Annotated in this window: 22 protein-coding genes and 1 pseudogene; 18 read left to right on the top strand and 5 right to left on the bottom strand. The window is 66.4% G+C overall.

The genetic code is table 11. The features are described 5' to 3' along the window. Positions 1-52: 52 nt before the first annotated feature. Complete coding sequence (locus tag MAA8898_RS16110; RefSeq protein WP_094022055.1) at positions 53-478, top strand: MerR family transcriptional regulator; 426 nt, start codon at positions 53-55, stop codon at positions 476-478. Positions 479-487: 9 nt separating this feature from the next. Here MAA8898_RS16110 and MAA8898_RS16105 read toward each other — a convergent pair whose 3' ends face one another. Further along, positions 488-1,444 carry an arsenic resistance protein gene (locus MAA8898_RS16105; protein ID WP_094022054.1) on the bottom strand — a complete coding sequence of 319 codons (957 nt, stop codon included), beginning with the start codon at positions 1,442-1,444 and terminating at the stop codon, positions 488-490. Between the two features lie 149 nt (positions 1,445-1,593). Between MAA8898_RS16105 and MAA8898_RS16100 the strand changes: the two genes are divergently transcribed. From MAA8898_RS16100 to MAA8898_RS16030, 15 genes and pseudogenes are all read left to right on the top strand, one after another. After that, positions 1,594-2,013 (top strand): acyl-CoA transferase, encoded by a 420-nt coding sequence (locus tag MAA8898_RS16100; protein WP_094022053.1) that lies wholly within the window; start codon positions 1,594-1,596, stop codon positions 2,011-2,013. A 26-nt stretch (positions 2,014-2,039) separates the two neighbouring features. Continuing rightward, a complete protein-coding gene (locus MAA8898_RS16095) occupies positions 2,040-2,981 on the top strand; it encodes a phage tail tube protein (protein WP_094022052.1) in 942 nt (313 codons plus the stop codon). A 2-nt stretch (positions 2,982-2,983) separates the two neighbouring features. Beyond that, the gene (locus MAA8898_RS16090) at positions 2,984-3,421 is read left to right on the top strand and encodes a phage-derived protein YdaY family protein (RefSeq protein ID WP_094022051.1); all 438 of its coding nucleotides are present in this window, start codon (positions 2,984-2,986) and stop codon (positions 3,419-3,421) included. A gap of 83 nt (positions 3,422-3,504) precedes the next feature. After that, positions 3,505-3,648: a DUF7697 family protein gene (locus tag MAA8898_RS26785; RefSeq protein WP_176445190.1), complete on the top strand. Its 144-nt coding sequence runs from the start codon at positions 3,505-3,507 to the stop codon at positions 3,646-3,648. Further along, a complete protein-coding gene (locus MAA8898_RS16085) occupies positions 3,641-6,058 on the top strand; it encodes a phage tail tape measure C-terminal domain-containing protein (protein ID WP_094022050.1) in 2,418 nt (805 codons plus the stop codon). The genes MAA8898_RS26785 and MAA8898_RS16085 overlap by 8 nt, the downstream gene beginning before the upstream one ends. Then, positions 6,058-6,684 (top strand): DUF2460 domain-containing protein, encoded by a 627-nt coding sequence (locus MAA8898_RS16080; RefSeq protein WP_094022049.1) that lies wholly within the window; start codon positions 6,058-6,060, stop codon positions 6,682-6,684. Before MAA8898_RS16085 ends, MAA8898_RS16080 begins: the two co-directional genes overlap by 1 nt. Continuing rightward, a complete protein-coding gene (locus MAA8898_RS16075; protein WP_094022048.1) occupies positions 6,681-7,565 on the top strand; it encodes a phage/gene transfer agent baseplate hub protein in 885 nt (294 codons plus the stop codon). Before MAA8898_RS16080 ends, MAA8898_RS16075 begins: the two co-directional genes overlap by 4 nt. After that, on the top strand, positions 7,562-7,996 hold the full coding sequence (locus MAA8898_RS16070) for a C40 family peptidase (protein WP_094022047.1): 435 nt from the start codon (positions 7,562-7,564) through the stop codon (positions 7,994-7,996). Before MAA8898_RS16075 ends, MAA8898_RS16070 begins: the two co-directional genes overlap by 4 nt. Positions 7,997-8,005: 9 nt before the next feature. Further along, complete coding sequence (locus tag MAA8898_RS16065; RefSeq protein ID WP_094022046.1) at positions 8,006-11,971, top strand: baseplate multidomain protein megatron; 3,966 nt, start codon at positions 8,006-8,008, stop codon at positions 11,969-11,971. 10 nt (positions 11,972-11,981) lie between these two features. Further along, a complete protein-coding gene (locus MAA8898_RS16060) occupies positions 11,982-13,058 on the top strand; it encodes a DUF2793 domain-containing protein (protein WP_094022045.1) in 1,077 nt (358 codons plus the stop codon). Between the two features lie 19 nt (positions 13,059-13,077). Then, positions 13,078-13,365: a DUF6127 family protein gene (locus MAA8898_RS16055; protein ID WP_094022044.1), complete on the top strand. Its 288-nt coding sequence runs from the start codon at positions 13,078-13,080 to the stop codon at positions 13,363-13,365. 73 nt (positions 13,366-13,438) lie between these two features. Beyond that, positions 13,439-14,113 carry a YcbK family protein gene (locus MAA8898_RS16050; protein ID WP_094022043.1) on the top strand — a complete coding sequence of 225 codons (675 nt, stop codon included), beginning with the start codon at positions 13,439-13,441 and terminating at the stop codon, positions 14,111-14,113. Beyond that, positions 14,110-14,367 carry a hypothetical protein gene (locus MAA8898_RS16045; protein ID WP_094022042.1) on the top strand — a complete coding sequence of 86 codons (258 nt, stop codon included), beginning with the start codon at positions 14,110-14,112 and terminating at the stop codon, positions 14,365-14,367. Before MAA8898_RS16050 ends, MAA8898_RS16045 begins: the two co-directional genes overlap by 4 nt. A gap of 181 nt (positions 14,368-14,548) precedes the next feature. Next, positions 14,549-14,724: pseudogene (locus MAA8898_RS26775) on the top strand (IS6 family transposase); the annotation flags it as partial. Between the two features lie 129 nt (positions 14,725-14,853). Further along, on the top strand, positions 14,854-15,879 hold the full coding sequence (locus MAA8898_RS16030; protein WP_094022040.1) for an IS110 family RNA-guided transposase: 1,026 nt from the start codon (positions 14,854-14,856) through the stop codon (positions 15,877-15,879). 354 nt (positions 15,880-16,233) lie between these two features. Here the strand turns inward: MAA8898_RS16030 and MAA8898_RS16025 are convergent, their stop codons facing one another. The 4 genes from MAA8898_RS16025 to MAA8898_RS16010 form a co-directional block, all read right to left on the bottom strand. Then, positions 16,234-17,040, bottom strand: a complete 807-nt coding sequence (locus tag MAA8898_RS16025) for a DeoR/GlpR family DNA-binding transcription regulator (protein ID WP_094022039.1) — start codon at positions 17,038-17,040, stop codon at positions 16,234-16,236. Between the two features lie 31 nt (positions 17,041-17,071). Beyond that, entirely contained in the window at positions 17,072-18,376 is a 1,305-nt protein-coding gene (locus tag MAA8898_RS16020; protein ID WP_094022038.1) for a TRAP transporter large permease, read from the bottom strand. 14 nt (positions 18,377-18,390) lie between these two features. After that, the gene (locus tag MAA8898_RS16015) at positions 18,391-18,975 is read right to left on the bottom strand and encodes a TRAP transporter small permease (RefSeq protein ID WP_094022037.1); all 585 of its coding nucleotides are present in this window, start codon (positions 18,973-18,975) and stop codon (positions 18,391-18,393) included. Positions 18,976-19,046: 71 nt separating this feature from the next. Further along, the gene (locus MAA8898_RS16010; protein ID WP_094022179.1) at positions 19,047-20,060 is read right to left on the bottom strand and encodes a TRAP transporter substrate-binding protein; all 1,014 of its coding nucleotides are present in this window, start codon (positions 20,058-20,060) and stop codon (positions 19,047-19,049) included. Between the two features lie 330 nt (positions 20,061-20,390). On the opposite strand from MAA8898_RS16010, the gene MAA8898_RS16005 reads away from it, so the two are divergent. Together MAA8898_RS16005 and MAA8898_RS16000 are read left to right on the top strand one after the other, a co-directional pair. Continuing rightward, on the top strand, positions 20,391-21,107 hold the full coding sequence (locus MAA8898_RS16005; protein WP_094022036.1) for an SDR family NAD(P)-dependent oxidoreductase: 717 nt from the start codon (positions 20,391-20,393) through the stop codon (positions 21,105-21,107). Between the two features lie 10 nt (positions 21,108-21,117). Then, positions 21,118-22,449 (top strand): NAD(P)/FAD-dependent oxidoreductase, encoded by a 1,332-nt coding sequence (locus MAA8898_RS16000; RefSeq protein ID WP_094022035.1) that lies wholly within the window; start codon positions 21,118-21,120, stop codon positions 22,447-22,449. Positions 22,450-22,466: the final 17 nt, after the last annotated feature.

Raw genomic sequence — 22,466 nt, 5'->3', positions numbered from 1 at the left:
GACAATGGGTGTAGGGTCTGTAGCGACTACAGGCTCAAGAGGGAATCTGCCCATGACCGATCACGAGCGCGAGAGCGGTTTCACGCGCGGAGACCTGGCACATGCGACCGGGTGCAACATCGAGACGATCCGCTACTACGAGAAGACCGGCCTTCTGCCCGACCCGCCACGGACCGGCGCCGGATACCGCATCTATTCGGCGGCCCATGTGCGGCGTCTGCGTTTCATCCTCCGCGCCCGGGAACTCGGCTTCCCGATGGAGGACATCCGGGGTCTCATCGGGCTGGAGGACGGCACAGCGCCGACCTGCGCCGAGGTCAGGGACCGAACAGAGCGCCACCTCGCCGACGTTCGAGCGCGGATTGTGGATCTGCGCCGCATCGAGAGCGTGCTGGTGGAGACGGCCTCTCGCTGTTCCGGTGCGGACGTGCCTGACTGTGCGGTACTCGACGCCCTGTCCGGGTCGATCGCGTCCTGAGCACGGCGCTCACCGGTCAGGCAGAAGCCGCGGCACCGCCTTGAGGTAGACGAGCACGCCGAGTAGTTCGACGAGCGACTGGAACACGATGACCACGATCGCCAACTGCCATTCCGTTGACAAGGCCAGCGCAAGCGGCAGCACGACGAAGGAATTGCGTGTGCCGAGGCTAAACACCAGCGCGCGCCCGGCACGCGGCGGCAGGCGAAACGCGCGCGCAAGACCGAGCCCCGCGAGAAGGGCCAGCACGAGAAAACCGACGAACACGCCCGCCACTTGCGGCAGGACAGGCAGGGACGACGTGACCGTCTGCACCTGCGATGCGGAAATCAGGAAAACGACTATCGCCAGCAGTGGCACGGGGAACCAGGCAAGACGGTCGATCACCGCGTCCCGGCCGGATCGCGCTTCGGCCCATCTCTCGAGCAGCCATGCTGCCACCAGCGGCGCCGCGATCAGCGTCTGGAAAACGGTTACGATGGGACCGACCGCGAAGATTTCCAGGAAGGCCGATCCCATGAACAGCCAAAGATAAACGGGCAAGAGCCCCATCTGTACGATCAGGTTCACCGGCGTGGCGGCAATCGCCCGGCCGGTGTCGCCGCCGGCCAGATGCGTGAAGGTGATGTACCAGTCCGTGCAGGGCACGAGCAGCACCAGAAGAACGCCCAGTCGGACTGCCGGATCGGCAGGCAGGAAGACAAGCAGCCCCGCCACGATCAACGGGACGACCCCGAAGTTGCCCGCGAGCATCGCCCCCATGAAGCGCCGGTCGCGAAACGCCTCAGGCAGATGGATCAGCCGCACCTGCGTGAAGGTCACGAAGATCAGGATGCCAAGAAGCGGCCAGAGCGCCGCCTCGACATCCGCGGCGGCCCCCGGCAGCAACAGACCCAGGCCCAGCCCTGCCAGGATGGCGGCGAGATAGATCCAGACCTGTCGTCGCTCGAGATCGAGGCGCGTCATTCGGACGTCCTGTCGGTTCGCATCGGTCGAACCGTCGGGTGGGTCGCGGATACGGGGAGATGAAGGTGTTGTAATGATGATCGGCGATCCTCCGAGACAGTTCAACATCTTGGCTCGCGCGGCGGGGGCGGAACGGGAAAAGGATTGAAATGCCTAGCCCCCGCGAAACCATCCTCGTCGCGCTGCACGCGCGGCTCTCGGCGCTGCCCGCCACCGCCCTGCGCGGTGAGGTGCTGCCCGAGCGCGTCCCGGCCGAGGGGCTGCTGATCCTGCGCGATGGCGAGCCAGGCGATCCGGAGGTGACGCTGTCGCCACTGCGCTACCACTACCAGCACCGGGCCGAGATCGAGGCGGTCGTGCAAGGTGCCGACCGTGACGCCGCCTTCGACACGCTGACCGCCAGCATCGGCACTGCACTCACCGCCGACCGCACGCTTGGCGAGCTCTGCGACTGGGTTGAGGCGGAAGCGCCGCGCCCGGTCGATCTGCCGGTCGAGGGCGCGGCCAGCCTGAAGGCCGCCGTGATCCCGGTCGTCCTGCACTATTCCACGGCCGACCAGCTGGCCTGATCCAAACGACCACAGGAGACGATACAATGGCACGAGCCCAGGGGGCGCGGGCGCTGATGGCGCTTGCGTTCGAGACGACCTATGGCACGCCGCCCGTGAGCGGCTTCACCCGCATGCCCTTCGCCAGCACGTCGCTCGGGGCGGAGCAACCGCTGCTGAACTCGGAGCTTCTCGGGTACGGCCGCGATCCGCTGGCGCCGATCAAGGACGCGGTGACGGCGGACGGCGATGTCGTGGTGCCGCTCGACGCCGAGGCCTTCGGCTTCTGGCTGAAGGCGGCCTTCGGGACACCCACGACCACCGGCGCGGAAGCGCCCTACAGCCACGAGTTCCAGTCGGGATCCTGGACGCTGCCCAGCATGTCGATAGAGACCGGCATGCCGGAGGTGCCCCGCTATGCGACGTACTCGGGCTGCGTGCTCGACCAGATCACCTGGCAGATGCAGCGGTCTGGCCTGCTGACCGCAACGGCCCGGCTGGTCGCGCAGGGCGAGACGGTGGGCACGACCACCAGCGCAGGGACACCCGCCGCGCTCGAGCTGAAGCGCTTCGGGCACTTCAACGGCGCGATCACCCGTAACGGGTCCGCGCTCGGCAACGTCGTCTCGGCTGAAATCACCTATGCAAACAACCTCGACCGGATCGAGACGATCCGCTCGGACGGCCGCATCGACGGCGCGGACCCAAGCATCGCGGCGCTCACCGGCCGGATCGAAGTGCGGTTCGCCGACCAGACGCTGGTGACGCAGGCCATCAACGGCGAGGCCTGCGAGCTTGAGTTCGCCTACGTCCTGCCCTCGGGCGAGAGCTTCACCTTCACCGTGCACGCCGTTTATCTGCCGCGCCCGCGCATCGAGATCTCCGGGCCGCAGGGCGTGCAGGCGACCTTCGACTGGCAGGCCGCCCGCGACAGCGTCGTCGGCCGGATGTGCACCGCCACCCTGATCAACGACATCGAGGTGTATTGACGATGCTGACGCTCGACCTGACGAATGAACCGCGCTGGCACGACCTCGCCCCCGGCGTCCGGGTGCAGCTGCGCCCGCTGACAACCGCGCTGATGGTGGCGACGCGCAGCGATCCGGCCGTCGAGGCGGTGCCCGAGGAGGCCTCCGACGAGGAGCGCGCGGTTGCCTTCGCCAAGGCTCTCGCGCGGCGGGCGGTGCTCGCCTGGGAGGGCATTGGCGATGCCGACGGCAATTCCATCGACCCCAGCCCCGAAGCCATCGACGCGCTGCTCGACGTCTGGCCGATCTTCGAAGCTTTCCAGCTGACCTACGTCTCCAAGGGCCTGCTGCTGGAACAGGAAAAAAACGCCTCCGCGCTCTCGCCGAATGGTCCTTCGGCGGGGGCGAGCGCTACTGCGAAGCCTGCGCGCAAGCCTGCCCGGACTGCCCGGCGCGGCTGAATCGCCCGGAAACACCGGAGGGTTGGCAGGTCTGGGACCTCGTCGGCCGCCTCGGCGGCCAGCTGCGTGTCCTGCCCGGCGCGGTGATCGGCTGGGACATGTCGGCGGCGCTGGCGCTCGGTGACGCCCTCGGCGTGCCGCCGCTCGCCATGGCCGAAGTGCTGCCGGTCATCGAAGCGGTGATGGTCGCCAAGCTCAACGAACAGATGGATCACTCCCATGGCTGAGAAGAGGGTCAGCGTCCGCCTCGCGGCCGTGGGCGGGAGGCAGGTGCGCGCCGAGCTGGAAGGCGTGGGTGAAGCTGGATCGCGCGGCTTCGGACGGCTGAGCCGGGAGATGGAAGCGGCGAACACCCGGCTCGCGGCGTTCTCGCGGCCGGTGCGGGTCGCGGCGGCCGCCGCCGTTGCAGCCGCAGCGGCCGCTGGCGTGGCGATGATCCGGTCCGGCCTGCAGACGGTCGATGCACAGGCCAAGCTTGCCCAGTCCCTCGGCACCACGGTCGCTTCGGTCCAGACGCTGGAGCGTGCGGGCGCGCTGGCGGGCGTTTCCATGTCCGGCATCGAGCAGGCGACCAAGGATCTGACGCGCCGTCTCAGCCAGGCGGCCGCCGGGACCGGTCCCGCCGCCGATGCGCTGGACCGGCTCGGGCTTTCCGCCAACGAGCTGATCGCATTGCCGTTGGACCAGCGTGTGGGCGCGATCAACGCCGCCATCGAGAGCTTCGTGCCCGCTGCAGAGCGCGCCGCCGTCGCGGGCCAGCTCTTCGGTGAGGAAGGCTCCATCGCCATGTCGCGGATCGACACCGCGACGCTGCGCCAGGCGACGGAGGACGTGCTCGCTTTCGGGGTCGTGGTCTCCGAGCAGGACGCCGATCAGATCGAGCGCACGAACGACGCGATCTCGCGTCTCGGGCTGATCTGGCGCGGGCTGTCGAACCAGCTGGCCGTCGCTGCAGCCCCCGCGCTGGAGGCGGTCGCCAACGCCATGGCGGCTGTGGCCAGCAGGACTGGTCCGCTCGGTGTCGCGATCCGGAGCCTCTTCGACAACATCGGCCGCCTGACGACCTATGCCGCCACCTTCGCGGCCTTCCTCGCGGGACGGTGGGTTGCTGGCATGGCCGCTGCGGCGCTCTCGGTTCGTGGGTTCGCCACGGCGCTGGTCGTCCTGCGTGGGGCGCTGATCCGCACCGGCATCGGCGCGCTCATCGTGGGCGCGGGCGAGCTCGTCTACCAGTTCACCCGCCTCGTCTCCGGTGCGGGCGGCTTCGGCGAGGCGATGTCGCTCCTGAAGGACCTCGCGGTCGAGGTCTGGGAGCGGATCAAGACGGGCGCCGCTGCGGCGGGCGCGGCCGCCACGACGATGTTCTTCGACCTGAAGGCCGACGCCGCCTCCGGGATGCAAAGCGCCATCGACAGCGTCGTCGGTTTCGGCAACACCGCCGCGAACACCTTCGAAGGCGCCTATGAGGCGATCAAGGCGATCTGGGGCCTGTTGCCCGCCGCCATCGGGGATCTGGCGTTCCAGGCGGCCAACAGCCTGGTCGACGGGGTCGAGGCGATGCTCAACGGCGTGGTCTCGCGCATCAACGGCTTCATCGGCGGGATCAACCAAGGGCTCGAAGCCCTCGGGTCGGAGCGCCGCATCTCGCTGGTGCCCGACCTCGACCTTGGCGAGATCGAGAACCGCTTCGAGGGCGCGGCCAGTGCTGCCACGACGGCGGCGCAGGCGGCGTTCGACCGGGCCTTCGAGGACAACCCGCTGACCGCGCCCGATCTCGGCCTGACCGACGCGGCGAACCGGGCGCTCGAGTCCGCGAACCTCTATCACGGGGCCGCGCGCGATCTGGCCGAAGGGGCCCGCGCGCCCGTCGAAAGCTGGCAGGCGCTCCGCGACGCTGTGCGCGGCACCGACGAGGCCAGTGCCGATGCGCTGACCGAGGCCACTGGTGCTGCCGAGCGGCTGGAGACGGCGCTTGGTGAAGCCGGACGCGCCGCCACAGGTGCAGGCGCGGCGACCGGAGCTGCCGCCGCTGCCGCGGAGCCCGCGACCGAGGCCGCCGTCACCGGGTGGCAGGCGGTCACGGCAGCGCTGTCGGATTACGCCAGCAAGGCGCGCGAGATTGGCGGCGACATCGGCCAGAGCCTCGTCGGCGCCTTCCAGTCCGCCGAGAACGCGGTGGGCCAGTTCGTGAAGACCGGCAAGCTGAACTTCCGCGACCTCGTCACCTCGCTGCTCGCCGATCTCGCCCAGCTGGCTGCGCGGCGCTTCATCCTCGGGCCGATCGCCAATGCGCTCTCCGGCGTGTTCTCCGGGGCGGGCGGGATCTTCGCCAACGTCCTGCATGCGGGCGGGATGGTGGGGTCCGCGGGGCCCTCGCGCATGGTCCCGGCCATCGCTTTTGCTGCCGCGCCGCGAATGCATGGCGGCGGCATGGCCGGGCTTCGTCACGACGAGGTGCCCGCGATCCTGCAACGCGGCGAACGGGTGCTGTCGCGGCGCGAGGCGCAGAGCTACGGCGCGGGCGGCGGCGTCAACGTCACTATCATGGCCCGCGACGCCGAGAGCTTCAGGCAGTCCCGCACACAGGTCGCGGCCGACATCGCCCGTGCCGTGTCGCTCGGGCGGAGGGGCATGTGATGGCGTTTCACGAGGTCCGGTTTCCCGACAATATCAGCCGCGGCGCGCGGGGCGGACCCGAGCGGCGCACGCAGATCGTCGAGCTCGCCTCGGGCGACGAGGAGCGCAACGCCAGCTGGGCGAACAGCCGCCGCCGCTACGATGTCGCCTACGGCATCCGCCGCGCCGACGATCTCGCCGCCGTCGTCGCCTTCTTCGAGGCGCGCAACGGTCGGCTGCATGGCTTCCGGTTCAAGGACTGGGGCGACCACAAGTCCTGCCTGCCTTCGGGCACGCCATCGCCCGCCGACCAGGCGATCGGCACCGGCGACGGCGCGACGACCGCCTTCCAGCTGGTGAAGCGCTACGCCTCCGGTGTGCAATCCTGGACGCGCGCCATCGCGAAGCCGGTGGCGGGCAGCGTGCGCATCGCGCTCGGCGGGATCGAGCAGCTCGGCGGCTGGTCGGTCGACACGACCACCGGCTTCGTCACCTTCAGCGCCGCCCCGGGTATCGGCGTCGTAATCAGTGCAGGCTTTGAGTTCGACGTGCCCGTCCGTTTCGACACCGATGTTCTCGACGTGACGCTCGACCTCGAGCGGCTCGGTTCGATCACCTCCATTCCGCTGCTGGAACTGCGCCGATGAAGACCCTCGATCCTTTGCTGCAGGCCCATCTCGACGAGGGTGCGACGACGCTCGCCTGGTGCTGGCGGATCATGCGCGCCGATGGCGTCACCTTCGGCTTCACCGACCATGACCGGACGCTGAGCTTCGACGGCACCGACTTCGAGCCCGAGAGCGGGCTGACCGCCTCCGAGGTCCGTTCTGGTTCGGACCTGTCGGTCGATGCGCAGGATGCGGAGGGCGTGCTGACCTCGGACCGGATCACCGAGACCGACATTCTCGACGGCCGCTGGGACAACGCCGAGATCGAGGTCTGGCGGGTGAACTGGTCTGATCCCGGCCAGCGCGTGTTGATGCGGCGGGGCGCCATCGGTCAGATCCGGCGCGGGCGACTCGCCTTCGTCGCCGAGGTCCGCTCGCTCGCTCATGTGTTGGGCCAGACGGTGGGACGGACCTTCCAGGCGACCTGCGACGCCGCGCTCGGCGATGCACGCTGCAGCGTCGATCTGGAGAACCCGACGTACAAAGGCACGGGCGCCGTCATCGATCTCCTGCGGGACCGGGCCTTCACCGCCTCGGGGCTGGGCGGCTTCACCTCCGGCTGGTTCACCTTCGGTACGCTGGACTGGACCAGCGGCGCGAACGCGGGTCGGCGCACCGAGGTGCTCGGCCATGACGTCACGGACGGCGTGGCGATCCTGACCCTGCTCGAAGCGCCGGTGCGCGCGATCGCCGAGGGCGACGGCTTCACCATCCGTGCGGGCTGCGACAAGCGGATGGAGACCTGCGGGGCGAAGTTCGCGAACACCGCCAACTTCCGCGGTTTCCCGCACATCCCCGGCCAGGACGCGGTGCTGCGCTATGCCACGAAGGACGGTGGGCACGAGGGAGGCGTGCTGTGACCTCCGCCGATCCCCTGGGCGTCATCGCCATCGCACGGTCCTGGCTCGGCACGCCGTACCACGACCAGGCGAGCCTGCGCGGTGTCGGCTGCGATTGCCTCGGGCTCGCCCGGGGCATCTGGCGCGAGATCGTCGGCCCCGAACCGTTCCCGATCCCGCCCTACAGCCGGGACTGGGGCGAGACCGGACCGCGCGAGGTTCTGGCCGAGGGCGCGCGGCGGATGCTGATTGAGGTGCTGCCCGCCGAGGCCGATCCCGGCGCGCTGGTCCTCTTCCGCATGAAGCCCCGTGCCATCGCGAAGCATGTAGGGATCCTGACCGCGCCCGACAGCTTCCTCCACGCCTATGAGCGGCTCGGCGTGATCGAGGAACCGCTCATCCCATCCTGGCGGCGGCGCATCGCCTTCGCCTTCCTGTTCCCGCAACGCTGAGACCCCGACATGGCAACGCTTGTTCTCGGTGCCGCCGGCGCCGCCATTGGCGGTTCGATCGGTGGCGCGATCCTCGGCGTCAGCGCCGCCACCATCGGCGGATTCATCGGCTCCAGCATCGGCTCGGTCGTCGACAGCTGGATCATCTCGTCGCTTGCGCCCACCCAGCGCATCGAGGGCGCGCGGCTCGACACGCTGCGCATTACCTCGGCCACCGAAGGCGCGGTCATCCCGCGGCTCTATGGTCGGATGCGCATGGGCGGCAACATCATCTGGGCGACGGATTTCCGCGAGGAGACGAAGACCACCACCCAAGGGGGCGGCAAGGGCGGCGGGGGCGGCAAGGTCAAGACCACCGAGTATCTCTACTACGCCTCCTTCGCCGTGGCGCTCTGCGAAGGCCCGATCACCGGCATTGGCGGCGTCTGGGCCGACGGCAAGCCGATGGACCTCTCCGGCGTCACCTGGCGCTGGTATCCCGGCGACGAGGTGCAGAGCCCCGATCCGTTCATCGCGGCGAAGATGGGCGCCGCCAACACGCCCGCCTATCGCGGCACCGCCTATGTGGTCTTCGAAGAGCTGGCGCTCTCGACCTACGGCAACCGCCTGCCGCAGCTGTCCTTCGAGGTGTTCCGGCCGCTCGCCGATCCCGACACCGCCGAGGGGCTGACCCGCGCCGTCACCATGATCCCAGCCTCGGGCGAGTTCACCTACGCGACGCAAGCGATCCGCAAGACCGATGGCGGCACGACGGTGCCCGAGAACCTGAACGCGCTGCCGGATGCAACGGACATGGTGGAGTCACTGGACCGGCTTCAGGCCATGGCCCCGGCGGTCGAGAGCGTCAGTCTCGTCGTAGCCTGGTTCGGCGACGATCTGCGCGCGGGCACCTGCAAGGTGCGGCCGGGCGTCGAGGTGTCGGCCAAATCGACCACCCCCGCCAGCTGGTCGGTGAACGGCGTGAGCCGCGCCAGCGCCTTCCTCGTGAGCCGCGACGACGAGGACCGTCCGGTCTATGGCGGCACGCCCTCCGACTTCGCGGTGGTGCAGGCGATCCAGGAGATGAAGGCCCGCGGGCTGCGCGTCACCTTCTACCCGTTCATCCTGATGGATGTGCCGCCCGGCAACACGCTGCCGAACCCGTATTCCGACAACGCCGCGGAGACCGGCCAGCCTGCCTTCCCCTGGCGGGGGCGGATCACCTGTTCTCCTGCGGCGGGGTTCGCCGGGACCGTGGACAAGACCGCCACGGCGGCGAGCCAGGTCGTGGCGCTGTTCGGCGCGGCCACGCCCGCCAGCTTCAGCGTCTCGGGTCAGTCGGTTTCGTGGACCGGCCCCTCCGGCGATTGGGGCCTGCGGCGCATGGTGTTGCACTACGCCCATCTCTGCGCGGCGGCGGGCGGGGTCGACTCCTTCCTGATCGGCACCGAGATGCCGGGGCTGACGACGATCCGCTCTGGGGCCAGTACCTATCCGGCGGTGCAGGCGTATCGGGACCTGCTTGCGGATGTCCGCTCGATCCTCGGGTCCGGGACGAAGATCGGCTATGCCGCCGACTGGTCGGAGTATTTCGGACACCAGCCGGGCGACGGCTCGGGCGACGTGTACTTCCATCTCGATCCGCTCTGGGCCGATCCGGAGATCGATTTCGTCGGGATCGACAACTACATGCCGCTGTCGGACTGGCGCGACGGCTTCGAGCATGCGGACGCGGCCGAGGGCTGGCCCGCGATCTACGACCGCGCCTACCTGCAGGGGAACATCGCGGGCGGCGAAGGCTTCGACTGGTTCTATGCCAGCGCGGTGGATCGCACCGCGCAGGTGCGGACCCCTATCACGGACGGCGCGGCGGCCAAGCCATGGGTCTTCCGCTACAAGGATCTGCGCGCCTGGTGGTCGAACGAGCACTACGACCGCCCGGGCGGGGTGGAGAGCGGCACGCCGACGGCGTGGGTGCCGGAGTCCAAGCCCATCTGGTTCACCGAGCTCGGCTGTCCCGCCATCGACCGGGGCACCAACCAGCCCAACGTCTTCTTCGATTCGAAGTCCTCCGAGAGCTTCACGCCGCATTTCTCGCGGGGCTGGCGCGACGACGCGATCCAGCGGGCCTATCTCGAGGCGACGTATCTCTGGTGGGGCGAGGCCGCGAACAACCCGCTGTCCTCGGGTTACGGCGGCCGGATGGTGCACGTCCCCGAATGCGCGGCCTGGACCTGGGATGCGCGGCCCTATCCGTTCTTTCCGGCGCTGACCGACGTCTGGACGGACGGTGCGAACTGGCGGCTCGGGCATTGGTTGACCGGGCGGCTCGGCGCAGTGTCGCTGGCCGCACTCGTCCGGCACCTCTGCCTGCGGACCGGGATGCCCGAGTCGAGGATCGACGTCTCCGGGCTCTGGGGTGCGGTCGAGGGTTACGCCATCACGGCGCTCGAAAGCCCGCGCGCCTCGATCACCACGCTGTCGCGCCACTTCGGCTTCGACGCGGTCGAGACCGAGGGCGTGATCCGTTTCGTGATGCGCGGCCGGGCCTCCGTCGCGACCCTCGCGCCTGACGGACTGGTCGCCGCTCGCGAGGGCGACGTGCTGGAGCTGACCCGCGGTCAGGAGACCGAACTGCCGCAGGCGCTGAAGTGGCAGGTCGCCCGCGCCGACGAGGATTATGACGCCGCCCTCGTCGAGGCCCGGCGCATCACGGTGGACACCACGCGCATCGCCTCCGAGTCCTTCCCGATGGCCGTGCCGCCAGAGGAGGCCGAGCGGCGCTGCCGCCGCGCGCTGATGGAGGCGTGGGTCGGTCGCGAGACGGCGGTGTTCCGTCTGCCGCCCTCGCGGCTCGCGCTGGACCCGGCCGATGCGATCCAGCTCGCGCATGACGGGCGGCTGGTCGATCTGCGGCTCGTCTCCATCGCCGACGCCGAGGCGCGGGGCATCGAGGCGGTCCGCCAGGACCGCGCGACCTACGACCTGCCGCCCGGCGATCCCCGCGCGGCGTCGCTGACGCGGGCGGTCGTGTTCGGCGCGCCGGATGCGGTGCTGATGGACCTGCCGCAGCTGACCGAGGATCAGCCCGCACATCGGCCGCTGGTCGCGGCGCACGCGGTTCCCTGGCCGGGTGAGATGGCTGTGTTCCGCAGCCCCTCGACCGATGGCTTCGAGCTGCTGACCACCTTCGGCAGTCGCGCCCGGATCGGGGCTCTGGTCACCGACTTCTATCCGGGCCCCAGCTCGCGTTTCGATCTCGGAAACGCGCTGGTGGTCGATCTGCTCACCGGCACCTTGGAAAGTGTCACCGACCTGACCCTGTTCGGAGGGGCCAACGCGCTGGGAGTGGAAACCGCGCCCGGCACCTGGGAGATCGTGCAGGCGGGCGCGGCCGAGCTTCTGGCACCTGGCCGCTATAGTCTGACCCGGCTCCTGCGCGGCCAGCGGGGCACCGAAGGCGCGATGGGCAACCCGGCTCCGGCAGGCGCGCGGGTCGTGGTGCTGGACACCGCGCTGGCGTCTCTGCCGATCGCCGAGGCCGATCTCGGATTGCCGTGGAACTGGCGCATCGGCCCGGCGAGCCGTCTCGTCAGCGACGAGACCTATGTGGCGCAATCCTTCACGCCTGCGGGCGTAGGGCTTCGTCCGTTCTCCGTGGCCCATGTGGAGCAGCCGTGGCGTCGCCCCCGCACTCCCGGCGATCTCACCATCCGCTGGACGCGTCGGTCCCGGTCGCTCGCGGCCGACAACTGGGGCGCGGCCGAGGCGGCTCTCGCAGAGGAAACCGAGGCCTACGAGGTCGAGATCCTCGACGGCACGACCGTGAAGCGGGTGCTGAGCACCGCCACCACCAGCGCAGTCTACAGCAGCGCCGACCAGACCGCCGACTGGGGCGCGCCGCTCGGCCCCGGCGACACGCTCGACATCCGCATCTTCCAGCTCTCCGCCCTCATCGGGCGGGGCGCACCCAAGACCGTCACGCTCTTGTTCTGAAGGCCATCCCATGTCCGACGCCACGACCCATCTCCTGCTGCCCTACATCCTCGCGGCGCAGGCCCAGAAGCATGTCACCCACAACGAGGCGCTGAGGATCCTCGACGGGCTCGTCCAGCTCTCCGTCCTCGACCGGGATCTGACGGCACCGCCCGGTTCTCCCGCCGATGGCGACCGCTACATCGTCGGCTCGGGCGCGACGGGCGACTGGGCGGGCTGGGACCTGAACGTCGCGCTCTGGACCGACGGCGCCTGGCTGCGACTTCCGCCGCGGACCGGCTGGCGCGCGTGGGTCGAGGACGAAGGCCTGCTCTTGGTCTATGACGGCGCAAACTGGGTCGGCACCACGCCGACGGCGCTGCAGAACCTTGAGCTCTTGGGACTGGGCACGGCAGCCGACGCTGCGAACCCGTTCTCTGCCAAGCTGAACGCGGCGCTCTGGACGGCGAAGACCGTGGCCGAGGGCGGCACGGGCGATCTCTTCTACACCATGAACAAGGAGGCTGCGGGCGACGATCTCGGCCTGACGCTCCAGACCGGCTTCGTGACCAAGGCGCTGGTCGGCCTCTTCGGCTCTGACCGATTCCGGATCGCGGTCTCGGCCGACGGCAGCACCTTCTTCGACGGGCTCAGCGTCGACAACGCCACCGGCATTGTGGACCAGCCCCGGCTGCCCCGCTTCAAGGCCTGGACGAACTACGACAACTACGTGGGCGTCGGGACCTGGACGAAGATCGGCCTCAACAACACCGACACCAACGACCAGGGCGCCTTCGACGCTGCGAACAACCACTTCGTCGCCCCCGTGGACGGCACCTACCTCTTCGGCGCGACGCTGCTCTACAAGATCAACGCCAGCGCCACGGCCCGCATGCGCGGGCGGCTGGTCCTGAACGGCACCACTGAAATCCGCGGCTCCCTCGGCGAAATCTCCGCCACCCACGTCTCGCTCGCCACCGCGATCTGGCTGCAGACCATGGTGCCGCTGACTGCAGGCGACACCGTCGAGCTGCAGGGATATTTCCGGGTCGCGGACGGCTACTTCGCCGCCGACCACACGTCCTTCTGGGGCTGCAAGGTCGGCTGAGCGGCGGAAGGAGGATCCGATGAACCCACCCCGATCCGAGGGCTTCGTGCGCATGCCCGACGCCGAGTTCGAGGCCATCCTGACCCGCGCGGCCGAGGAAGGCGCGAAACGCGCGCTGGCTGATGTTGGTCTCGACGGCGACGAGGCCGCGCTCGACATCCGCGATCTACGCTCCCTCGTGGATTGCATCCGTATGGTGCGGCGCACCGCGATGCAGACCGCCGTCCGCATGATCACCACCGGCGTCATGCTGGCGCTGCTCGCCGGCATCGCCATCAAGCTCAAGATCTTCGGCGGCAGCCCGTAGTCGCTCCCTATCCCCATCCATCAGCCCGCAATGACCCGCCCTCGAGGCGGGTTATTCGTTTTCGGAGGACCCGATGACCACGACTTTCCACCGCCACTGGCGCGACGTGCCTGAGGGCACCTGGCGCTGGCCGAATTTCTCGCCCGCCGAGATCGCCTGCCGGGGCACCGGCAAGCTGCTAATCAACGAACCGGCCCTCGACAGGCTGCAGGCGCTGCGCGACCGGCTGGGCAAGCCGCTGATCGTCCGTTCCGCCTATCGCAGCCCCGAGCACAACCGTGCTGTCGGCGGCGCGACCCGGTCGAAACACCTCGACGGTGCGGCCTTCGACATCGCGATGGCAAACCACGATCCGGTGGCGTTCGAGGCCGCGGCGCGCGAGGTCGGATTCCTCGGTTTCGGGTTCTACCCGCGATCGGGCTTCATCCATGTCGATCTCGGGCCCGCAAGGCAGTGGGGCAAGCGGTTCCCGGTCCGGGCGACGGAATTTGCAGCCGAGACGCCGCCCGCACGCGAAGTGCTTGCCGACAGCCGCACCATGAAAGGTGGCGGGGCGGCCGGCGTAGCGACGCTGGGTGCTGCGGGTGTCGAGGTGGCGCAGGGCGTCCTTGCCGAGACCCAGACCGCCATCCTGCCGCTCGTGCCGTATCTCGACACGTTGCGCCTGGTGTTCATCGCGGTGGCGCTCGTGGGCATCGCAATCACCATCTACGCACGGCTCGACGACTGGCACCGGGGGCGGCGGTGATCGGCGGGCTTCTCGCAAAGCTCGCCAGATCAGCTTGGGCGCGCACGGCGCTCCGCTACGGCGTCACCGCGCTCGCGATCCTTCTGTTCCTGCTGGCCTTGCGCCGCTCCGGCGAGCGCGTCGGGCGGCTGGTCGAGCAGCTCGAGACCATGGAGAAGGCCAATGATGTCCAACGGCGGATGCTCGAGGCTGCGGCGCGTCGCCCCCGTTCTCGCGACGATCTGGCTGAGCGGCTGCGCGGCGGGCGCTTCTAACGGTGGTGGGCTCGGGGTCTGTCCACCGGTCGTCGAATACAGCCGGGAGTTCCAGGCGCGTGCGGCCGAGGAACTGGCTTTGTTGCCGGAGGGATCCGTGATCGAGGAGATACTCAGTGACTATGCTGTGATGCGGGAGCAGGCGCGGGCCTGTGACTCTTAGTGATGCTTGTTGGTCCTAAGACGGGAGCGGGCAATGCTTCGGTTCCGGCGCATGCGAAGTTTGCAGAAGTCCGCATCCGTCCACGCCTCCGTCACGAACCACTTCAACACAGAACGTAGCCTCTCCACCTGAGCCTTCCTTAAGTTAAACTCGCCGCCGCTCTCGCCGAATGGTGTGGCCTCTGCGCGGCATAAAGGACAGGGTTTCTGTCCCAGCTGAGAATATTTCGATTAGTCTGATGGTGTGGACGGCTCCACCCCGACGGCATCGCATTGTGCCATGTTGGTGCTGGGTGACAGCCAACAAAGGAAGGAGCCGACCACATGGAGATTACAACACTCGGGATCGATCTCGCCAAGTCTGTCTTTCAGCTGCATGGCGTTGACAGGGATGGCGCCATTGTCCTGCAGAAGAAGGTGCGCCGCGGGGCGCTTCTCGACATTCTCTCGAGGCTCGAGCCCTGCCTGATCGGCATGGAAGCCTGCCCGAGCTCTCACTTCTGGGCGCGGGAGATCGCGGCTCTCGGCCATGACGTGCGGCTGATCCCGCCCGCATATGTGAAGCCCTACGTGAAGCGTCAGAAGAATGATGCGGCCGATGCCGAGGTGATTTGCGAGGCCGTGACACGACCGAACATGCGCTTCGTGCCGGTGAAGACCGAAGATCAACAGGCGGTCCTCGTCCTGCACCGGTCGCGCGACCTGCTGATGCGGCAGCGCACGATGATCCTCAACGCCATCCGAGCACATCTGGCGGAGTTCGGGATGATCACCGCGCAGGGACCACGGAAGGTTGTCGAGCTCGCCCGACGCCTCAGCGACCCGGACGACGGGCTGGACCTGCCAGCCGTTGCTCGGTCGGCGCTTCTGTCGCTGGCCGCGCAGCTCGAGAGCCTGGCGGACGAGATCGGCAAGATCGAACGCCATCTCATGGCGTGGCACCGGCAGAACCAGGCAAGCCAGCGGCTTGAGACGATCCCGGGTGTAGGCATCATCACCGCCACGGCCCTCGCGGCCAGTGTGCCGGATCCGTCCGTCTTCAAATCGGGCCGTCAGTTCGCGGCCTGGCTTGGGCTCGTGCCGCGACAGAACTCCTCCGGCGGGAAGGATCGGCTCGGTCATGTCTCGAAGATGGGGAACGGGTATCTGCGCCGATTGCTGGTCGTCGGCGCGACCTCGGTAACCCGGCGCGCGCCAACCACCGACAGCCGGACCGGGGCCTGGGTCAGATCCCTGCTTGAGCGCAAGCCAACGCGGCTCGTGACCGTGGCGATTGCCAACAAGACCGCGCGCACCGCCTGGGCGCTGCTTGCGAAGGGAGAGAGCTACAGGGCCGCACCGGCCATCTGAACGAAGGAGGACATGGCGGCGCTCCGAAGGCACCGCGACGAAATGCAAGGGCAGACGTGAGTGATGATGATCGAACGGGACCGCTGCCGGGATACCCCGAGGTGCTGGAAGGGCGTTACAGCTCGATAGTCTGATTGGGACCAGGCATGCGGACTTCATCAGGGCCAGCGGTCAGAAGCACCGCGCGCACAGGCTGGACACATGACCGCACCCCGCGACGATCATTCCCAGCTCAAATCAACCCTTGCGCAAACGGAGCCGTCCACACATGTCAGCACCCTGAAACCTAACAGCCCGCCGGGCGGCGACATCTCGGGAACTTCGGAAACGGTGAGGTTCGGCGTCGAGCGCAATCTACATCGCAGCGATCAACAGCTTATGACCCGCGGCATGGTAGCGCTCCCGATCTTCCTCGGCCAGTCCTTCGTCGGTAATTATCAAGTCGATATCTTCAATGGGGGCCGTCTTGTAGAGAGCTCGTGCAGCGAAGCGGACACTGTCGGCGATCAGCACCACGGTGCTCGCCGACTGGATCATTGCCCGCTTCTGCTGCACGAGGTCCAGGTTCGTCTCCGACGCACACTCCTCGTCGATAGCCTGCGTGGACATGAAGAAAATCTCACACCGAATGTCCGACAGAAAACTCAATCCGGGCTCCCCGAGCAGGCTGTATGAGCCATACCGACATGTTCCCCCTGGCACGATCAGCTTGATGTTCTCTCGATAAGTCAACGCGTTGGCGACATAAAGATCGTTTGTAACGACCGTCAGCGGCATATCGAGGAGCGCAATCTGGTCGGCGAGGATGTGCGCGATCACGCCGCCAGTGTCGATCAGCAGGCTTTGCTCCGGCTCAATCAACTTCATTGCCTCGCGCACGATAGCCTGCTTTTCTTCGACCGCCACGCGACGCGATTGATCGGTGGACAACTCGAACGTCGATCGGGATCGGATCCGAACTGCGCCGCCGTGGGTTCGCCGCACTAGGCCCTCCGACGCAAGGAGGTCGAGGTCGCGGCGTATTGTCGAGACCGATACGCTAAACATCTGCGCGAGATCTTGGCTCGATCCGGCTGCATTGTCGCGGAACCAGTCGATAAGACGCTGCCGCCGCTCGGCCGGCAGCATCTCATCGGAAAGGATGTCGTCCTGCTCGATCATCACATTTTTCCTGCTCTTGTTTCCCGCGTCATCAAAGTAGCCCGGGAAGCCAGAGCACAATACCTGGGAAAAAGGCAATCAGCACGGTGCCGAGACAAAGCAACAAGAAAAAAGGCAACGCCGCGCGGATCGTGCGCCCCATATCCTCGCCGGTAAGCCCCTGAAGGATGTAGAGGTTTAGTCCCACGGGCGGCGTCAGCGCGCTCATCTCGATCATTATGACGAGATATATCCCGAACCAGAGAGGATCGAACCCGGCGCTCACGATCAGGGGAACGGCGATGGGAACCGTCATTACCGTCATCGATGTGCCGTCAAGAAACATCCCGAGCACGATGTAGACCAGCGCGAGGATCAGCAAGAGGCCGTACGGCGAAAGGTCCAGGGCCGCAATTCCCTCAGTGAGTTGTGCGGGCAGATGCAGGAATGCGATCGCAGCAGAAAGGAAGGATGAGGCCGCTATCAGCATGAGGATCATGGCGGACACCCTCAAGGTACCAAGTAGACTCTCGCGCATCATCGCGATGCTGAACTGACGAGTCGCGATGGTGATCAAGACGGCTCCAAGCACGCCCACTGCTGCCGCTTCCGACGGGGTAGCAATGCCGCTGTAGATCGATCCCAGCACAATGGTCATGAGAATCAGGATTGGTATCAGTTCGGCAAAGCCTTGAAGCACAACTTTCACGGACAGTCGGCCATCGAAAGCAGGAGCGATAGTAGGGTCGATCAAGGCTCGAATGGCGAGATAACCGGAATAGAGACCCGCTATCATCAGGCCCGGCACAACACCCGCCGCGAACAGCTTGGCGATCGATACCTCGGCCAGCACGCCGTAGACGATCAACGCGATGGACGGAGGAATCAGCAGACCTAATGTTCCGGCACCCGCCAACGACCCGGACGCGAGTTGAAGGTCGTAGCCGCGTCGGGACAGTTCGGGGATGGTGATCTTGCCCACGGTTGCCGTTGTGGCCGTCGAAGACCCTGAAATCGCGGCGAATATCGTGCAGCCCAGAACATTCGTATGCAAAAGAGCGCCCGGAATCGGCGCGACCAGCGGCGCAAGTCCGCGAAACAGCCGCTGTGCAATATCTGTACGAAATATGATGTCACCCATCCACATGAAGATGGGGATGGCCGCAAGCTCCCAGGATACGGCCGACGACGATATGACCTGCGAAGCGATGGTACCTATTCGTGTCCAACTATAGTCGAGGATCACGTTCAGGGCGACGGCCCCGACTAAGGTCAGCCCGGCGAAGATCCAGACGCCGGCTCCCAGGAACAGCACCAACAGGCCGAGTACGATTAGAGACGAAAGCGCAAGCGACATGGGGTGGACTCCGCCTAAAGGGACAGGGGGCGTTCGTCGCTATGGCCGACGGCGATCAACCGAAGGCCTCGGACGATGACCTGGCCAGTCAGCAAGACAAGCCCTGAGAGAAAAAGCGCCTCGGGGATCCACAGCGGGATAGGGAAGAAGTGCTGAGATACCGAGCCTCTTGTATAAAGCCGCGATACCGTACTCCACTGATGGATAAGGAGGAGCGCGAGCAGCGCGCCGACCGACAAGATCGTGAAAGCCTCTGCGATGAATCTCGCGCGGGGCGGGAGCAGATTCGTGACCACCGAGACGCGGATCATTGCGCCGTCTTCAAGCGCCCAGGCCGCAGCGAGGAATGTCAGGCCAGCAACACCATAACCCACGAGAGCATCGGCCATGAAGGTCGACTTACCGAAGAGTCGCATCGCGATCTCGACGAGGATGAGCGCTGTCATGGCAATCAGGAGCATTGCCGCCACTGCTGCAGCGGCACGGTTTGCCCACGTTGACACGTGCGCTAACGCGACAAGCCATGACGGATCATCCGTCACGTCGGGATGTTCTGGTGCCTCGATCTCGGCCAGTTCCGGGGGGCGAGTGTTGTCCAAGTCGAACCTCCGGTCTCGAATGTGTGGCGGCGGGTAGCCCGGTGGGCGCCCCGCCGCGATATCCACTTCTGTCAGCTTGAACGCGATGCTTCGTAGGCTTCAAGTATTACCGCGCCCCGATCCCCGGTCTGCGCCAGCCATTCCTCATGTACTGGCGCGCTCGCCTCGCGCAGGAAGGCAAAGACCTCGGCCGGCACTTCGTCGTCCATGGTGATCGTCATGCCGTTCTCGCGCATGACGCTATATGCTGCCTCGATGCTGGCCACCATGTTTTCCCAGTTGAACAGATCGCAGGACTCGACCGAGTCGAGCATCGCGGCTCGCACTTCCTCTGGCAGGGCATCGAACTCATCTTTGTTCACGTGGCAGACAAACAGACCCATCGCGTAGTTCAGTTCGGTGAAGTCGGTAACGTAGTCCCAGAGCGAGAGTTGCTTGGCTCCGTCAGCTGAAGTTAGGACAGCATTGATTCCTCCGGTCGAGAGCTGCGGGATCAGGTCTGCCCACGCGATTTGCAGCGGCGCGGCACCGGCGTTGATCAGGGTTTTCGTGCCATTGACGTCGTAGGTGCGGATGCGCAGTCCGGCGAGAGACTCACGCGTGGTAATAGGCACGGGCGCATTCACTCCAGAGGGCGGGTTGGGCATCGCCCAGAGCAGAACCATGCCGTTCTCCTCGAAGACTTTCGCATACTCGGCTCGCGCGGCTTGCCACAGCTTGTAGGCGTCTTCGGGGGAATTAGCGATGAACGGCAGCGACGAGAGATTGAACAGCGGGTCGATCCCGCCCAGCTGCGTGAGCAGTGTCACAGCAGCTTGGACGGCGCCGCTCGACACCGCGTCGAAATGGTCGGCCGACTTATAGCCAAGAGCGCCGCCGCCTTGGTATGTGATCTGTACTGCATCACCGATCCGGCGCTGTAGTTCTGCGATGAAGAAGTTCGCGGCCTGCCCGGACAGCGCTTGCGCACCATATTCATCTGCCATGTCCCAACGAACGGACTGTGCCATCGTGGGGCGTCCGACCAGCGTGGCCAAGCTGGCCACGGCGGTCGTGCCCAACATCCTGCGACGGGTGAGGTTCATCTGCATTCTCCCTTCTTCGGTCGCGATATGTGGCTGCCGACCGCGCGTCGAGCAAACCATCGCTACCTGCGCGTTTGTTTGAACGTTCTAGCGCGCGGCTGCACCATCATAGCCACATGGTGGGAGCTTTTGTCAAGAAAAGGTCGCATCTCCGCATGTCGACCTGCCAAAAAGGCCAGTCAGGCCTCCCCGCAGTACCTGTGGGCCATGGCGATCGCAGAAAAAAGCTCCTCAGTAGCTTGACAAGCAAGTAGCTTTCACAAAACATCATAAACGCGCATCGATAGCCAGGACTCTGGGCGAATCGTTGGCAAAAAAAGGAAAGCTTTCATGCAAAAAAGCGAGCACCTGGGGCCGGTCGTGATGATTTCGGGCGCGAACCGCGGAATCGGTGCCGAGATTGCGCACCATCTTGGGGATCTTGGGTACCGTCTCTCGCTCGGTGCGCGCAACGAAGCGTCGCTCGATGCAGAGCACGGGGCCTGCGATGACGGACGTATTCACGTTCGTTTCGACGCCTTTGATCGGACCAGCGCAAGCACGTGGGTAGACAAGACTGTGGAGCGCTTTGGCGGCATAGACGTGCTGGTGAATAACGCTGGAAACGGCGAGCATGTCCATCTCCTGGATGACGACGAGGACGCGCTGGACCGGCTCTGGACGGTGAATGTGAAGGCGCCGGCGCGACTTATCAGGCTGTGCTTTCCGCATCTTGAGCGAAGCGGGCGCGGCCGGATCGTGAACATCGTCTCTCTCTCGGGAAAGCGGGTTCGCAATTCGCTTGTCGGCTACAACATGACGAAGTTCGCCATGATGGGTCTGCACCACACCACCCGACAAGTCGGCTGGGACAAGGGCATTCGCGCCACCGCTATCTGCCCGAGTTTCGTGCACACGTCGATGAGCGCCTACACCGACAAGGTCCGCCCCGAGGACATGATCCAGCCCGAGACTATCGCGGAACTCGTTCGGACCGCGATCGAACTACCGAACAATGCCGCCGTAGCCGAGATGCTGGTCAACTGCCGGCTCGAAGACACGCTTTGAGGGAGGCATCATGCCGATTCCGTCATTGGACAAGATCGGAGCTTCGGATCCGGTGCCCGACGCAAGCGAGGTGGTTGTCGTTGGCGGCGGCATCGCGGGTGTGACTGCCGCGCTTTTTCTTGCCGAGGCGGGGGTTCAGGTCTCCCTCTTCGAGAAGGGCCAGATCGCGGCCGAACAAAGCTCGCGGAACTGGGGTTGGGTGCGGCAGATGGGTCGGGATGCCGCAGAAGTTCCTCTCGCAATCGAAAGCCTGGCGCTATGGCGGGGGATTGATCGGCATTTCAGCATAGACACCGGTTTCCGGGAAACCGGCATCACCTACGTCTGCCGCACTCCTCGAGAGATCAAAGAGTTTTCCTCTTGGGCAGAAACCGCCGCAAAGTCGGGGGTGCCGACACAGATCATCGAAGGCTCCGCGCTGGCCCGCCTCCTGCCCGGAATTCATGGCAGTTACCGGATGGCCCTGCATACAGCGAACGATGGCCGTGCCGAACCCGGGCAAGCCGTTCCGGCCATGGCCAGAGCCGCCCGGCGGCTGGGCGCACGCATCGTCGAGAATTGCGCTGTCCGGGGAATCGAGACCTCGGCCGGCCGCGTCAGCTCAGTCGTGACCGAACGGGGCACGGTTCGGACGTCCCAAGTGGTTCTGGCGGGCGGCGTCTGGTCACGGCTGTTCCTAGGCAACGTCGGGGTGGACTTCCCGCAATTGCGCATTCTGGGCACGGCCGCGCGGGTGGATGGAGTCGAAGGAGTTCCCGACATGCCGGTTGGCGGCGGCGACTTGGCCTTTCGCAGGCGGCTTGACGGAGGCTACACGGTGGCCTTGCGCAACGCCAATGTGGCTCCGATAACACCAGACAGTTTCCGCCTGTTCTTTGACTTTCTCCCGACCCTCGTGCGTAGTTGGCGCGAGCTGAAGTTGCGTGTCGGAGGCCAGTTCGTCACCGAGCTGCGGATGCCGCGAAGCTGGTCTCTCGACCAGACAACGCCGTTCGAAGAGATTCGCGTGCTGGATCCCGTCCCGCACGAACCCTTTAATCGACAGAGCCTGATCCGCCTGCGGCAAGCGTTTGCCGCCTTTGAAACGGCTCGAATCACACACAGCTGGGCCGGCATGATCGACGCCACGCCCGACGCGATACCGGTCATCGGGGCCGTCGAGGCAGTACCGGGGCTATTCCTGTCCGCCGGTTATTCCGGCCATGGCTTTGGAATCGGGCCGGGGGGCGGGCGACTGATGTCGGAGATCGTCCGCGGCGTTACGCCCTGCGTCGATCCGACCCCGTTTCGCCTGTCCCGTTTCGGGCGGGCCAAATTGGTCGTCGCCGGCGCGGCGGCCTAGATCTGGAGGGTAGCGAC

Origin of the sequence: Antarctobacter aquimaris (assembly GCF_900184945.1) — a bacterium.
Classification (GTDB): Bacteria; Pseudomonadota; Alphaproteobacteria; order Rhodobacterales; family Rhodobacteraceae; genus Maliponia; species Maliponia aquimaris.
Note: the sequence above shows the minus strand (reverse complement) of the source record. Positions and strands in the feature narration are given on the sequence as shown.